12 protein-coding genes are annotated in these 14,735 nt (G+C 70.8%); 3 read left to right on the top strand and 9 right to left on the bottom strand.

Annotated features, from left to right (window positions below):
* Positions 1-115: 115 nt before the first annotated feature.
* Entirely contained in the window at positions 116-1,573 is a 1,458-nt protein-coding gene (locus tag IEW13_RS07170) for a hypothetical protein (protein WP_188550266.1), read from the bottom strand.
* Positions 1,574-1,979: 406 nt separating this feature from the next.
* Between IEW13_RS07170 and IEW13_RS07165 the strand changes: the two genes are divergently transcribed.
* Both IEW13_RS07165 and IEW13_RS07160 read left to right on the top strand, forming a co-directional pair.
* Positions 1,980-2,237: a helix-turn-helix domain-containing protein gene (locus IEW13_RS07165; protein WP_188550265.1), complete on the top strand. Its 258-nt coding sequence runs from the start codon at positions 1,980-1,982 to the stop codon at positions 2,235-2,237.
* A 46-nt stretch (positions 2,238-2,283) separates the two neighbouring features.
* On the top strand, positions 2,284-2,634 hold the full coding sequence (locus tag IEW13_RS07160) for a histone-like nucleoid-structuring protein Lsr2 (RefSeq protein WP_188550264.1): 351 nt from the start codon (positions 2,284-2,286) through the stop codon (positions 2,632-2,634).
* A gap of 76 nt (positions 2,635-2,710) precedes the next feature.
* On the opposite strand, the gene IEW13_RS07155 is transcribed toward IEW13_RS07160, so the two are convergent.
* Complete coding sequence (locus IEW13_RS07155; RefSeq protein ID WP_188550263.1) at positions 2,711-3,289, bottom strand: TetR/AcrR family transcriptional regulator; 579 nt, start codon at positions 3,287-3,289, stop codon at positions 2,711-2,713.
* Between the two features lie 52 nt (positions 3,290-3,341).
* Here IEW13_RS07155 and IEW13_RS07150 point away from each other — a divergent pair, with 52 nt between their 5' ends.
* Entirely contained in the window at positions 3,342-4,298 is a 957-nt protein-coding gene (locus tag IEW13_RS07150; RefSeq protein WP_188550262.1) for a DMT family transporter, read from the top strand.
* Here the strand turns inward: IEW13_RS07150 and gatB are convergent.
* The 7 genes from gatB to mnmA all read right to left on the bottom strand — a co-directional run bounded on the left by gatB (position 4,273) and on the right by mnmA (position 14,735).
* On the bottom strand, positions 4,273-5,772 hold the full coding sequence (gene gatB / locus IEW13_RS07145) for an Asp-tRNA(Asn)/Glu-tRNA(Gln) amidotransferase subunit GatB (RefSeq protein WP_229744985.1): 1,500 nt from the start codon (positions 5,770-5,772) through the stop codon (positions 4,273-4,275). The genes IEW13_RS07150 and gatB overlap by 26 nt on opposite strands.
* Positions 5,773-5,774: 2 nt before the next feature.
* A complete protein-coding gene (gene gatA, locus IEW13_RS07140; RefSeq protein WP_188550261.1) occupies positions 5,775-7,307 on the bottom strand; it encodes an Asp-tRNA(Asn)/Glu-tRNA(Gln) amidotransferase subunit GatA in 1,533 nt (510 codons plus the stop codon).
* 1 nt (position 7,308) lies between these two features.
* On the bottom strand, positions 7,309-7,608 hold the full coding sequence (gene gatC, locus IEW13_RS07135; protein WP_188550260.1) for an Asp-tRNA(Asn)/Glu-tRNA(Gln) amidotransferase subunit GatC: 300 nt from the start codon (positions 7,606-7,608) through the stop codon (positions 7,309-7,311).
* 67 nt (positions 7,609-7,675) lie between these two features.
* Positions 7,676-10,066 carry an NAD-dependent DNA ligase LigA gene (gene ligA, locus IEW13_RS07130; RefSeq protein WP_188550259.1) on the bottom strand — a complete coding sequence of 797 codons (2,391 nt, stop codon included), beginning with the start codon at positions 10,064-10,066 and terminating at the stop codon, positions 7,676-7,678.
* 1 nt (position 10,067) lies between these two features.
* Positions 10,068-11,285 carry a uroporphyrinogen decarboxylase/cobalamine-independent methonine synthase family protein gene (locus IEW13_RS07125; protein ID WP_188550258.1) on the bottom strand — a complete coding sequence of 406 codons (1,218 nt, stop codon included), beginning with the start codon at positions 11,283-11,285 and terminating at the stop codon, positions 10,068-10,070.
* Positions 11,286-11,457: 172 nt separating this feature from the next.
* A complete protein-coding gene (locus IEW13_RS07120; protein ID WP_188550257.1) occupies positions 11,458-13,581 on the bottom strand; it encodes an LpqB family beta-propeller domain-containing protein in 2,124 nt (707 codons plus the stop codon).
* Positions 13,578-14,735 (bottom strand): tRNA 2-thiouridine(34) synthase MnmA, encoded by a 1,158-nt coding sequence (gene mnmA, locus IEW13_RS07115; RefSeq protein ID WP_188550256.1) that lies wholly within the window; start codon positions 14,733-14,735, stop codon positions 13,578-13,580. The genes IEW13_RS07120 and mnmA overlap by 4 nt, the downstream gene beginning before the upstream one ends.

The following is a 14,735-nucleotide window of genomic DNA, read 5'->3' as shown; positions in this document are numbered from 1 at the left end:
AACCCGACCAGTCGACTCTCCCGAAGGCTCGCCGGGCGACGTTAACCGTTCGATGACGCAAAACAAACCGTGGATACTTTCCGCGTCAACTGTCACTGTTCCTTAAGGTACGAACTCAGCGCTTTGGACGGCGGTGACGGTTCAGCTCGTCCAGAATGGCGTCGCTCTGCGCTTTCAGCACATCGGCGGCGGTGCCCAGCGGGTCCTGCTCAGCGACCCCTGCCTCCGCGGCGGGGCCGGTGGACGGCGGAGCACCCTCATCGGCGTCCTCCCTGATGGCGCGGTCTTTGCTGGCGGCTTGCGCTGCCCGCGCAACGGAATCCGTAGCCGGGCCCACGTCTGCGGCCGCCGCGCCTGTGGCAGCATCGGCGTCTCGGCTGGCGTCCGCGTCTCCGGCGGCGTCGGCGCCTCCAGCAGCGCCGGCCGTCCGATCATCCGCGGGCACCGGATGTTCCGTCGATGCGCCAGGCTGCATGTCGCTTGCTGCAGGACCCGGCCGATTGGAGCCGTGCGTCCCGTCACCGCGCGAGGTCCGCGGCAGCCGGGACGGCTGCGGGTCCGGGAAGCTGAGTTCGTCGGCGGACTCCTCGAGTTCCTCAAGCAGCCGCTGGATCACCTCGGCGTGGGATTCGGCCTCGAGGTTGAGGTCTTGCAGTCGCCAGTCCGCGTCCTCGTCGTCGGCCGTCTTCGCCAGTACGTCGAGTACCCGCGCCCCGAGCTCACGCGAGCGTTCGAGATGGTCCAGCTTCAGCAGCAGCTCATCGAGCGCGAGCAGCCGCTGAAGATATCCCTCCAGGCCCTCCACCCTCGCAGCGGCCGAGTCGAAAGCCTCCTGCAGACGGCGCTCGACAGCGCGGAGCTGCCGCTCCGAGTGCGGTGACCTGATGCGCTCCATCTCGCGCCGGAGCTGTGTCAGTTCCAGGAGGCGCGCGCCGATGCCGGAGACCAAGTGGTCCAGGTCGAGCTTGGACATGTGCCCCTGCAGGGACTCGTGCGTCCAGGCACGCGTGGCGACGATCCGCTGGGCGAGGGCGCACAGCAGGTGGAAGAGCCGTTGCTCGTCGGTCTCCTTCATCCCGCCCCTGGGGCCGGGAACGCGGAGCGCCTCGGGGGTGATCCAGACGGCGTCCCGGGCCGCGGCGCGTTCGTTGCGGCGCAGCCGTCGCGGGTCGCGGGAGTACCGCACGCCGGTCCAGGCGGTACCCGCACCGGTCACGGCGGCGACGCCTCCGGTCCACAGCAGCCCGGTAGTCGGTTCGACGAAGGTGAGCGCACCGGCCAGCCAGGCGATGCCGCCGGTGCTCACGGTGGCGCTGGTCGCCACGGCGCCGGTGCCCAGGAAGAGGGCCTTGCTGCCGAGGAGGTTACGGCGCAGCAGGCCGGGGGCGGACCGCGGTGGGAGCCCCGGACCCAGCATCGCGATATTGGTGACACCGCGCGCTGCCCAGCGGCGGCGCACCTCTTCGGTGACGGAGTCGTTGACCAGGATGCGGTACCGCGGGCGCGCGGCACCCACGTACCGCTTGTGCAATGCGCGCCACTTGCCGTGCCCGTCGGGCTTGGACGTCCACATGGTTCTCCTCCGTATGGCTTCCAATCCTACGGCGTGGAGCCCCGTGGGGACGCGGCCAGGCGTCAGTTCACAGCGACGACCCCGGCGGCCCGTCACGTGCCCCGCGCGGCATTTCCCCAGTACTCAGTCAGGAACACCGCGCCGGACAGGACAAATCAACGGTATTGTCCTCACGGGCGGCCCGCGGCTATAAAGCGGAGGTATATGTCTTTCTGCCGTAAGATGGCCCGGAAGACGTTATCGTCAAAGCGGGCCGATAGGCGCCGGTCCGGATGATGCAATCACAGCGACAACGCCTCCGTTTTCCCACGACCGGATCATTCCACGGCGATCTCACCCCATCAGGTAACGGCAGGCGTCTTGCTACTCATGAGTGTGTAGACCCCAACACTGCGGACCACGAACGATGTATTGCGTGACAATAGGCGATCTTCAGCGGCGTGTGGGGCGGAACCTGCGCCTCTACCGATTGGAGCGGGGAGTCTCCCAGGAGGCTTTCGCGACCCAGCTTGGAGTTCACCGTACCTATATGGGAAGTGTTGAGCGCGGGGAGCGCAATTTGACTCTGCAGACGGTCGAGAGCATGGCCGGACATTTGGATATCGATCCACTCGATCTTCTCGCTCCACCCGATTCCACACCGCATTCGCTCCAGCCCGAATAACCCCGGGTAAACCACAGACCGCTCGATACGGAGACAACTCAGTACGGTGAAGAAGGTCATCACGAAGAAGATCGATGATTTGGACGGAAGCCCCGCCGACGAGACCCTGCAGTTCATGCTGGACGACAACGTCTATGAACTCGACCTCACTCATGTGCACGCAGACGAACTCCGTGCGCTGATCCGCCGATGGACGAAATACGGGCGGCGCGTGGGCGGGCGGCGCAAGACGGGCACCGGAACCGGGTCGGCGCAGGGTGACGGGCACGGTCAGGCGGTCCGGGCCTGGGCGCGGGCGAACGGCTACGCCGTCCGCAACCGAGGCCGCATCCCCATCACGGTCATCCACGCCTACCGCAAGGCGGAGGACAGCCCGAGGCCGGCGGCGAGAAGCTGAGCACAGCCACCCCCGGTCGCCGCCAGAACAGCGTGTACAGATAGGTAGCGACCCGCCATGAGGCCGACCGGGCCGCTCAGCCGGTGCGCAGCAAGGCCTGGGCGGCGCGCCTGGCCGCCGCCACCGCATCGCCGGTCTCTGTGAGGGAATAGAGCACGGTGGCCCCCTCGTGCAGGGCGAGCAGCTCCGTCGCCAGCTCCTTGGCACGGGCGTGCCCGGCTTCCTCCACGAGCACCCGGAAACGCTCGTGCAGCCAGAGCTTCTGCGCCCGGATCACCTCGTGCGCGGGGTGGTCCGGTTCGGCCAGGAGCTCGGCGTGCGCGTGGACGAAGGCGCACCCCTTCGCGCCCTGGGACCCCCGCCAGGACTCCAGCGCGTCGAATACCGCCAGTGCGGGATCGGCCTCCGGGTGCTCGGCGATCCATGCGTCGACCCAGCGCCGGTACCGCTCATCCCGCTCGGCCAGGTACATCCGCACCAGCGCGCTCTTGGAGCGGAACCGGTCGTAGATCGTCTTCTTGGTCACCCCCGCCTCCGCGGCGACCGCGTCGACCCCTACCGCGGCGATGCCGCGCTCGTAGAACAGCCGACTCGCCGCGTCGAGCACCGCCCGGCCCCCGGGTGTCAGCGTCTGCACGTGATGTTCAGCAGCCATACCGGTCAGTATAGTAGTAACTATACCGGTCCGTTTACTGAAGGAGCTTCACGTGAGAACCGAGCCGACCACCGACGCCACGGGCATTCAGCCGGGAGCAGCGGCGAGCCACCGGCCCGGTGCCGGCGGCTGGGTCGTGGCGGGGTTGAGCGCGGGCCTGGTCGTCATGTGGAGTTCCGGCTTCGTCGGTGGCCGGCTCGGTACCCAGGACGCCAGCACGCTGAGCCTGCTGTCCTGGCGTTTCCTCGTCCTGGCTCCCCTGGTGGCCGCCGTGCTGCTGGTGCTCGCCCGCACCCGGAGCCTGACCGTGCGCGCCTGGCCGCGGCACGCGCTGCTCGGAGTGCTCAGCCAGGTGGTCTACCTCGGCGGCGTGATCGGCGCCATCGAGCTCGGCGTCGGCGCCGGCACCTCCGCGCTCGTGGCCGCCCTGCAGCCGCTCCTGACCGGCGCGCTCACCGGGCCGTTGCTCGGACAGCGGACCAGCGCCCGCCGATGGACCGGCCTGGGGATCGGCTTCGCCGGTGTCGCGGTCGTCGTCGGCGGCGATCTGAGCACCGGGTCCGCGCCGCCCTGGGCCTATCTCCTGCCGTTCGCCGGCATGCTCGGGCTCACGGCCGCGACCCTGATGGAAGCGGCCTCCCCCAGCCGGGCCCCGATCGTCGAAGGACTAGGGGTGCAGTGCCTGGCCAGCGCGGTAGTCTTCACCGCCGCGGCGGGCGCCACCGGCACTCTCACGGGCCCGTTCCTGGCCGAGGGAACGTTCTGGCTCGCGGTCGCCTGGGTGATCGTGCTGTCCACCTTCGGCGGCTACGGCTTCTACTGGCTCACATTGCGCCACACGGACGCCACCCGGGTGGGCACGCTGATGTACCTGAGCGCGCCCACCACGGCGATCTGGGCGTGGCTGATGTTCGGTGACCCGATCCGCTGGACCGCGCTGCTGGGCTTCGCCGTCTGCCTGATCGGCGTCGCCGCCGTGTTCCTCAGCCGAGGCCGAGCTTGGCGATGATCAGCTCACGGGCTCGTCCCGCATCGGCCTGGCCACGGGTGGCCTTCATGATCGGACCGATGAGGGCGCCGATCGCCTGCATCTTCCCGCCCTTGATCTTCTCCACCACGTCCGGGTTGCCTGCGATGGCCTCCTCCACGGCCGCCTCCAGGGCGCCGTCGTCGCGCACCAGCTCCAGGCCACGGGCGGCCATGACCTCGCCCGGGCCGCCCTCACCCTCGATGACGCCGGCGAGGACCTGACGGGCGAGCTTGTCGTTCAGCTTGCCCGCGTCCACCAGCCCGGCGAGCTCGGCCACGTGCTCCGGAGTCACGCCAAGCTCGGCGACGTCCTTCTCCGCGGCGTTCGCCTGCCGCGTGAGCTCACCGGTCCACCACTTCCGCGCCGCTGCGGGCGAGGCCCCGGCGGTCACCGTGGCCTCGACGGCGTCGAGCAGATTGGCGTTCACGACATCGCGCATCTCCAGCTCGGAGAATCCCCACTCCTGGCGCAGCCGGCGCCGGCGCGCCGCCGGGAGCTCCGGCAGCGAGGCGCGCAGCTGATCGACCCATTCACGGGACGGCTCGACCGGCACCAGGTCCGGCTCCGGGAAGTACCGGTAGTCGTCGGCGTCGGATTTCACCCTCCCCGCGGAGGTCGTGCCGTCGTCCTCGTGGAAGTGACGGGTCTCCTGGATGATCTTCTCGCCCTGGGAGAGCACCGTCGCCTGCCGCTGGATCTCATAGCGCACGGCCCGTTCGATGGAGCGGAACGAGTTGACATTCTTCGTCTCGGTCCGGGTGCCCAGCGGAGCGTCGGGCGACTCACGGAGAGAGACGTTGATATCGGCCCGCACATTGCCCTGCTCCATGCGCGCCTCGGAGACGCCCAGGGCGCGGAAGATGTCCCGCAGCGTCTGCACATAGGCCCGCGCGACCTCCGGTGCCCTGGCGCCGGTACCGGTGATCGGCCGGGTGACGATCTCCACCAGCGGCACGCCGGCCCGGTTGTAGTCCACCAGGGAGTACTCCGCGCCGTGGATGCGGCCCGTGGCGCCGCCGACGTGGGTGTTCTTCCCCGCGTCTTCCTCCATATGGGCCCGCTCGATGAGCACCTCGAGCTGTTCGCCGTCCTCCAGCTCCACCGGCAGCACGCCGTCGAAGGCGATCGGCTCGTCGTACTGAGAGGTCTGGAAGTTCTTCGGCACGTCCGGGTAGAAGTAGTTCTTCCGGGCGAACCGGCACGATTCGGCGATCTCGCAACCGAGGGCCAGTCCGATCTTCACCGCGTACTCCACGGCCTTCTCGTTCAGCACCGGCAGCACTCCGGGCAGGCCCAGCGACACCGGGGTGACGTTCTCGTTCGAGTCCGCGCCGAAGGAGTTCGGGGCGCCGTCGAACATCTTGGTCCTGGTGCCGAGCTCGACGTGGACCTCGATGCCGAGCACCGGGTCGAAGCGGGACACGGCCTCCTCATAGGACAGCAGGCGCGCCATCGTCAGATCCCTCCAGTCGAGTCAGCGGCCGAGCCGGCCATTCCGATCTCCGTCAGCTGATCGGCGAAGCGGCCGCCCCGCCGTTCCTCCAGCAGCGCCTCCAGTGCCCCGCCGGCCGAGTAGAGCCGCTCGTCGGCGAGTTCGGGGGCCAGCAGCTGGAAGCCCACCGGCAGACCGTCGCCGGCGATCCCGGACGGCAGCGACAGGCCCGGCAGGCCGGCCAGGTTCGCCGGGATGGTGAAGACGTCGTTCAGGTACATCGTCATGGGGTCCTCGGCGTCCTGCCCGAAGCCGAATGCCGTGGTGGGCGCCGTCGGGGAGGCCAGCACGTCCACCTGCTCGAACGCCCGGGCGAAGTCCCGCTTGACCAGGGTGCGGACCTTCTGCGCGGAGCCGTAATAGGCGTCGTAATACCCGGCCGAGAGCGCGTAGGTGCCCAGGATGATGCGGCGCTTGGCCTCCCAGCCGAACCCCTGGCGCCGGGTCTCGGCCATGACGCGTTCCGCCGTGACGGGACCGTCCTGCGGTTCGGCGCGCAACCCGTAGCGCATCCCGTCGAACCGCGCCAGATTGGAGGAGACCTCGCTGGGCATGATCAGGTAGTAGGCGTCCAGGGCGTAGTCCAGCGCGGGCAGCTGCAACTCCACGATCTCAGCGCCGGCCTCGGCCAGCAGATCCAGTGCCGCCTGGAAGCTCCCCCGCACGCCGGCGGAGACGCCCGCGCCGTAGGACTGGGCCAGCACGCCGACCTTCAGGCCCTTCACGTCCCTGTTCGCCGCCGCGGCCCGGAAGCCGGGCACCGCCTGCGGCAACGAGGTCGAGTCCTGCGCATCGTGCCCGGCCAGCAGCTCGTGCAGAGCGGCGGCATCGGCGACCGTGCGGGTCATCGGGCCCACCTGGTCCAGGGAGGAGGCCATCGCGATGACGCCGTACCGGGAGACCGAGCCGTAGGTCGGCTTCACGCCGACGGTGCCGGTCAGCGCGGCCGGCTGGCGGATGGAGCCGCCGGTGTCGGTGCCGATCGCCAGCGGCGCCTCCCAGGCGGCCACCGCCGCCGCGGAGCCGCCGGATGAGCCGCCGGGCACGCGGCCGGTGTGCCAGGGGTTGTACGTCCGGCCGAACGCCGAATGCTCGGTGGTCGAGCCCATCGCGAACTCGTCCATGTTCGTCTTGCCCAGGATCGGCAGGCCGGCCTCACGCACCTTGGCCGTCACGGTGGCGTCATAGGGCGGCACCCACTCCTGGAGCATCTTCGAGCCGGCGGTCGTGCGGGTGCCCTTCGTGACGATCAGGTCCTTCACGGCGACCGGGACGCCGGCGAGCGGATGGAGCTCTTCGCCGCGGGCCCGCCGCTCGTCGATCTGGCGCGCGGTGGCGAGCGCATCATCGGCGGTCACGGTGATGAAGGAGTTCACCAGCGGTTCCGCGCGTTCGATCTGGTCCAGATGCGCCTGCACCGCTTCTACGCTGGAGACCTCGCCGGAGCTGAGGCGGGAGGCGAGTTCGGCCGCTGTGAGCCTGGTGATCTCGCCCATCTCACTCCTCCCCGAGGATCTGCGGGACGGCGAACTTGCCCTCGGCGGCCTCCGGGGCACCCGAGAGGGCCTCCTCCTGGGTGAGGGTCGGCACCGGGACGTCCTCGCGGTAAACGTTGCTCAGCGGAATCGGATGGCTGGTGGCCGGCACCTCGTCCGTGGCGATCTCCTGGACGCGGGCCACGGCCCCCAGGATCTTCCCCAGATCCTGGCTGAGCTGGGCCAGCTCCTGCTCATCGGCGGCGATGCGAGCCAGCTGCGCCAGATGCGCCACCTGCTCGGTGGTGATCTCCCCGGGCATGGTCACCCTCTCCTCGTTCGTATGCGTCCTTCGGCCCGTGCGCTGCGCACCGGACCGAGAACCGAGTCTAGTCGTTCTCCTGGGCGGCGTTCTCGTCCGCGCCCTCATCCTCCCCGGCGCCGACCAGGTCCGCCACCGCGTCCGGGCCGCCGGCCAGGAGCTTCTCGAAGCCGGCCTCGTCCAGGATGGGCAGACCCAGGGCGAGGGCCTTGTCGTATTTCGATCCCGCAGCTTCGCCGGCCACCACATAGGAGGTCTTCTTCGACACCGAGCCGGCCGCCTTCCCGCCGCGGGCCATGATCGCCTCCTTGGCACCGTCGCGGCTGTAGTTCTCCAGCGAACCGGTGACCACGACGGTCAGCCCCTCAAGGACCTGCGGCACCGAATCGTCGCGCTCGTCCTCCATCCGCACGCCGGCCGCCGCCCAGCGGTCCACGATCTCGCGGTGCCAGTCCACGCCGAACCACTCGATGACGCTCTCGGCGATCACCGGGCCGACGCCCTCGACCGCGGCGAGCGTCTCGGCATCGGCGTTCCTGATGGCCTCCATCGAACCGAACTCCGCCGCCAGGGCACGTGCTGCGATCGGCCCCACATGCCGGATCGAGAGGGCCACGAGCACACGCCACAGCGGCTGTTCCTTGGCCTTCTGCAGTTCCTCGAACAGCTTGCGGGTATTGGCCGTGGGCTTGGCGCCGTCCTTGGTGAAGAAGTACGGCACCAGCTCGGTTTCCCCCGGCGCGGCATCCTTCCCGCGCTTCTCACGGCGGATGCGGATGCGGGCGAGCTCGTCGAGAACACGCGGATCGGCCGGCAGGCCGGGGTCCGCCGCGGGGGCTCCCTCGTCGCCCCGCTGCTCGCCAGACTGCCGCTCGCCCTGCTGCTCGCCCTGGGCCGCCAGCAGGAACAGATCCGCCTCCGTGCGCAGGGGCAGCAGGTCCTCGGGCCGGCGGTCCGCCACGGCCGGCTCCTCGGGATCGACCAGCGCGAGCGCCGCTTCCTCCCCCAGCGCCTCGATGTCCAGCGCCGCACGCGAAGCCAGGTAGAACACCCGGTTCTTCAGCTGCGCCGGGCAGGAACGCGCATTGGGACAGCGCAGGTCCTTGTCGCCTTCCTTCTGCTCCCCCAGCTCGGTGCCGCAGGACGGGCAGTGCGAGGGCATCACGAACTCCCGCTCGCTGCCGTCCCGGGCCGCCACCACGGGGCCGAGCACCTCGGGGATCACATCGCCGGCCTTGCGGATGACCACCGTGTCCCCGATCAGAACGCCCTTGCGCTTGACCTCATGGGCGTTGTGCAGCGTGGCCTTCTCCACCGTCGAACCGGCGACGAGCACCGGCTTCATCACCGCGAACGGCGTGGCCCGTCCGGTCCGCCCCACCTGCACCTGGATGTCCAGCAGCTCGGTGGTGACCTCCTCCGGCGGGTACTTGTATGCGATGGCCCAGCGGGGTGCGCGGGAGGTGTAGCCGAGCACGCTCTGCTGCGCGCGGCGGTCCACTTTGACGACCACGCCGTCGATCTCGTGCCGGACCGAGTGCCTCCGCTCGCCGGAGTGCTCGATGTACTCGATCACCTCGTCGATGCTGTGCAGGACGCGGGTCTCCTCGCTGATCGGCAGGCCCCATTCGCCCAGCAGCTCGTACACCTGCGACTGCGTCTCGGGACGGGCGGCGTCCGCGGCTGTGCCGGTGCGCCAGGCGCCGATGCCGTGCACCAGCATCTCCAGCGGCCGGCCGGCGGTGATCTGGGGGTCCTTCTGCCGCAGGGAACCGGCGGCGGCGTTGCGGGGGTTCGCGAACGGCGCCTTCCCCTGCTCGACCAGCGAGGCGTTCAGATCGGAGAAATCCTCGACCGGGAAGAACACCTCGCCGCGGATCTCCACCACATCCGGGTGACCGCCGCCGGCCAGGACGTGCGGGACCTGCCGCAGGGTGCGCACGTTCGCGGTGATGTCCTCGCCGGTACGGCCGTCGCCGCGGGTCGCCGCCTGCGCCAGCCGCCCCTTCTCGTAGCGGAGATTGACCGCCAGGCCGTCGATCTTCAGCTCACACAGATACGCCACGTCCGTGCCGATCTCCTTGACCACGCGGACGTTCCAGGCCTGCAGTTCCTCCAGGGAGAAGGCGTTGTCCAGGCTGTACATGCGTTCCAGGTGGTCCACCGGCGCGAAGGCGGTCGTGTCCGCCCGGCCGCCGACCTTCTGCGTGGGCGAATCGGGGGTGGCCAGCTCCGGATGCCGGCGCTCGATGTCCTCCAGCTCCCGCATGAGAGCGTCGAACTCGGCGTCCGAGATGAGCGGCGCATCGTGCTGATAGTAGGCCTCCCGGTGCTCCTCGATCTGCAGCGCCAGCTCATGGGCGCGCTCGCGGTCACGGGCCAGGTCCTCGCCGGCGGAGGCCGCCTGCGCCCGGGCTTCCTCGGTGGGCGCCCCGGAGGTCTCGTGCTGCTCGCTCATGTCACCTTCTCGCTTCCTCGCGCAGGGCGTCGGCCAGAGAGAGCGCGGCGTTCAGGTCCGCGCGGGGATCAGACGGGGCCAGGCGACCGGGGGCCGGCTGGGCGGGCCGGGTGAGGGCCAGCGCATCGGCGGGGGTGACGGCGGGTGCACGGCCGAGCTGGAGCCCCAGCTCGGGCACGTCCTTCACCGGCATGCCGAGCCGTCGCCAGGGGGCGAGGATCCGCTCCAGGGCGTCCTTGACGCTGGGAGCCGAGGGCAGGTTCAGCCATGGCCGCAGGCCGGACTCGAATGCCTCGGCCAGGATCTCCCATTCCCGCACGCCCAGCGCCCCGAGGTCCGCCCCGATCTCCGTGACGCCGGCCTGGCGCAGCAGCGGCAGCAGCGGGCGCGGCCCCTCGCCCAGATCCCAGTGCAGCGGCGCGCGGCCCGGCAGCTGCACCGTCACCTCGGCGGCCCCGGCGGTGAGCAGCGCCTCGCGCAGCTGCCGCAGCCGCTGGCCGGCCTCATGCTCCGGGAACGGCCCGATGGCCTTGAACCCCGAGGCGGAGCGGATGCGCCCGGACAGGGCGCGCACGAGCTCGGGCTCTTCGAGCCGCACGACGGGAGAGACGTCCGGCAGCAGCGCGCGCAGGCTCCGCACGTGGGCCGCCGCCCCTTCGGCATAGGAGTCCAGCAGATCGCGGCGGGCACCGGCATCGGCGATCATCCGCTCCTCGCCGGGGCCGTAGAGCACCGCGGCGAGGGTGACCGGCCCCGGCAGGGAGATCATCAGCGGCCCGCGCGGCGAGCGCCCGGGCGCGTGGAATGCCTCGGCAAGGGCGTCGCGGTCCTGCCCGTGCAGGGACAGCGCCCGGCGGGCATCCCGCCCGCCGGTGCCGGCCGCGGCTGCCCGGGCGATCTGCCAGCCGTGTGGTCGCAGGTCCGCGTGCAACTCCACCAGGAGGGCCGCGGCGTACCCGGCGAGCTCGCCGCCGGGAGCGCGCGCGGGCATCACCGGCAGGAACGGGAACGCCTCGGAGCCGGCATCGGCGACGATGCCGTGGACCGCCGCGAGCACGTCCGTGCCCGGCCAGTGCCCCCGCCCGCTCGCCTTCAGCCGCTCTTCCTCAGGTCCGGGAGCAGGCTCAGCGGTGGACTCAGCGGTCGCCGGACGGCGCTCGTCGCCGGCACCGTCGATGAGGGCGTCGACCGTGTCAGAGCCGCCCGGTCGCTGGGTCATCGGATATCCCTCCCCTTCCCGTCACTGAAACCGTCTCTCACGCTGCCACTGAAACTGTCACTGAAACCGTCCCCGCACCCCGGCGCTGCGCGGTGAGTGCGGAATCAGCTGATTCCGTCACTGCGGACCGCTCTGAAAGCCGTGCGGGCGTTCGCGCACCCTCGCCGGCGCCTCACCGGCCTCGTCCTCGCAGCCGGATCAGGTGGTTCCAGGGTGTCTCGAACCCGAGCACTCGGCCGTAGAACGCCAGTTCAGCCTGGAGGGACTCCACGATACTCGCGGGCCGCTGGAAGCCGTGCGACTCGTTCTCGAAGGTCAGGTACGCGTACGGCACGCCCGCTTCCTCCAGACCGGCGCGCAGCCGTTCCGCCTGGCTGGGCGGCACGATCGGGTCGCGCATGCCCTGGAAGACGATCACCGGGGTGGCCAGACGCTGGAGGTTGTTCAGCGGGGCGCGGCGTTCGTAGAGTTCCCGCGCCTGGGGCAGCGGCCCGACCAGGCCGTCGATGTACCGGGACTCGAAGTCGTGCGTCTCCGTGACGAAGGCGGACAGTTCCGCCACGCCGTAGTAGGAAGCGCCCGCGGCGAACACATCGGTGGACGTCAGCGCCGAGAGCACGGTCCAGCCGCCGGCCGAGCCGCCCGAGATGAGCAGGCGTTCCGGGTCGGCGAGCCCCTGGGCGACCAGACCCCGTACCGCGGTCACCGCATCGGCGACGTCGACCACACCCCACTGACCGCGCAGCCGCTCGCGGTACTCGCGCCCGTAGCCGCTGGAGCCGCCGTAGTTGACGTCCACGACGCCGATGCCGCGGGAGGTGAAGAACGCGTGGTGCGGGTGCAGGCCGACCGTCGCCTGCGCGGTGGGGCCGCCGTGGACGAGGGCCAGGTACGGCGGAAGTTCTCCCTGGAGGCCCCGGTGGCGCGGGTTGCGCGGCGGATACACGACGGCGTGCACCTCGCGGCCGGTCTCCGGATCGGCGAACGTCTCCTCGTAGGGCTCTGGCAGGTATCCCGCGTCCATGGCCGCCTCAGGGGCGTGCAGGCGGACGGCTTCGGCCTCCCCGCTCAGGAGATCGAGCACGTAGAGACCGGTGAGCATGTGACGGCCGGCGCCGATGACGAGCGCGTGCCGGCCGGCCGGATGCACATCGGCGAGCACGAGGGAGTCGAACGGGGTCTCCAGCTCGCGTGCTTCGCCGGAGGGGCTGAGCCAGTGCAGCTGCGAAGTCCCGTGCCGTGATTCGGCCAGCAGCGCGCCGCCCGGCCCGGCGAAGCCGTACCAGCGTGCGCCGAGCGTCCACAGCGGCCCGCCGATGTCCCGCGGTGGCGTGAGCACCTCGATCAGTTCCGGGACCAGGCCGGCCCGGGCCTCCGCCAGCTCAGGGTCCACGGCGTAGAGATTCCAGTAGCCGGACCGGTCGGAGCTGAACATCAGCCGGCGGGAGGACGCCCATTCGGGCTGCAGCACGGATTCGGCGTCCGAGCCGGCCAGCACGAGGGGGTCGCCCTGGATTCGGGGGCCTGAGCCGTCATCGGCGATCCGGGCGGTGTACAGGCGCGTGCCGTCCCAGGGCATGGACGGGTGATCCCAGCCGATCCATGCCAGGCGGGTGCCGTCCGGGCAGACGCGCGGCCAGGCGAGGAAGTGCGTGCCCTCCACCACGGGACGCATTCCCTCAGCGGTGAGGGCCACCAGCCGCCGGGAGACCGCGGCGGCGGGATCGTGGGGCTCGCCGTGGGCGCCGGCCACCCGGCGCGCCTCCACATGGGTCTCCTCGACCGCCCAGAGGGTGCCGCCGGTGATGGTGAGGTCCCCGTAGCGCACCCGCCCGCCAGACGGGGGCGTCAGCGGTTCCGGCTTCCCGCTGTCCCTGCCGTCGGCGCCGGGCGAGAGGCGGTAGAGGCGCTGATCGTCAAGGTGCACGAAGTACAGCACGGGACCGTCCGCGGTTTCATGGACCGTCCATGCGCCGCCGCCGTACTCGTGGACCAGTGAGTGCACGTTCCAGCGCCCGCCGAGGACCGTGCCGACCGTGCCGTCCGGGCGGCGGCGCTGCACCGAGGTGCGCCCGTCCTGGTCCGGCAGCCGCGCGGAGTACCAGATCTCGTCATCGACGAAGTGCGCCGCCGTCACATGCGTGCCGCGGGCGACCTGCTCCGCACTCAGTGGCGAGTCCCAGGATCCGTGCGGGGCGATGAGCGGGGATTCCCCGGGAGCGGCGGGGCCCAGGGGAGGCTCGCCGGCCGGTGGTCCCGGCGCGGGATCGGATCCGGGACCGGGCGGCTGGGTCATGCCGCGGGATCCAGGCTGCGGGTCCGGTCGATGGTGGCCTGGCCCAGCACACGCGTGCCGGCGTAGAGCACCATCGTCTGCCCCGGCGCTACTCCGGTGAAAGGTTCCTCCAGCGCGACGTGCACATGCTGACCGGCCGGGCGGGTTCCGTCCGCGCCGGGCGTCTCGTCCCGGCGGCCGAGCCAGGCACGGGCCGGCACGGTGTTGCCGTGCGCACGGACTTGCACCTCGCAGTCGATGCCGTCCTCGCGGCTGTGCCCGATTCCCTCCGGGGGCTGCCCGCACCAGGTGGCCCGGATGCCTTCCAGCTCGCCGACGCGCAACGCCTCGCGCGGGCCGACGGTGACCGTGTTGGCCGCCGCGTCGATGCCGACCACGTACCGGGGCCCGCCATCGGGCGCCGGCCGGTCGACCTTCAGGCCCTTACGCTGGCCGATCGTGAAGGTCATCGCGCCGTCGTGGGTGCCCAGCTCCTCGCCCGAACGGTCCTTGATCAGTCCCGGGCGCATGGGAATCTTGTCCGCCAGCCAGGCCTTGGTGTCGCCGTCGGGGATGAAGCAGATGTCGTAGGAGTCCGGCTTGTTCGCCACGCTCAAACCGCGCTCGGCGGCCTCGGCGCGGACCTCCGCCTTGGAGGCGGTGGCGCCGATCGGGAAGTAGGAGTGCCGCAGCTGTTCCTCCGTCAGGACGCCCAGCACATAGGACTGGTCCTTGTTCAGGTCAGCGCCGCGATGCAGTTCCGGATGGCCGTCGGCGGTGTAGCGGACCTCGGCGTAGTGGCCGGTGGCCACGGCGTCGAAGCCCAGCGCCAGCGCCCGGTCGAGCAGTGCCGCGAACTTGATCCGCTCATTGCAGCGCATGCACGGATTGGGCGTGCGGCCGGAAGCGTACTCGGCGATGAAGTCGTCGACGATATCCTCCTTGAACCGCTCCGAGAAGTCCCAGACGTAGAACGGGATGCCCAGGACGCCGGCGGCACGATGCGCGTCGCGGGAGTCCTCGATGGTGCAGCAGCCGCGGGAGCCCGTGCGCAGGGTTCCGGGCATGCGGGAGAGCGCCAGGTGGACGCCGACGACCTCGTGACCGGCCTCGACCGCCCGCGCGGCGGCCACGGCGGAATCGACTCCGCCGCTCATCGCGGCGAGTACCTTCAT

Source organism: Sediminivirga luteola (assembly GCF_014639315.1).
GTDB lineage: Bacteria > Actinomycetota > Actinomycetes > Actinomycetales > Brevibacteriaceae > Sediminivirga > Sediminivirga luteola.
This window is presented reverse-complemented; position numbering and strand designations above follow the sequence as displayed.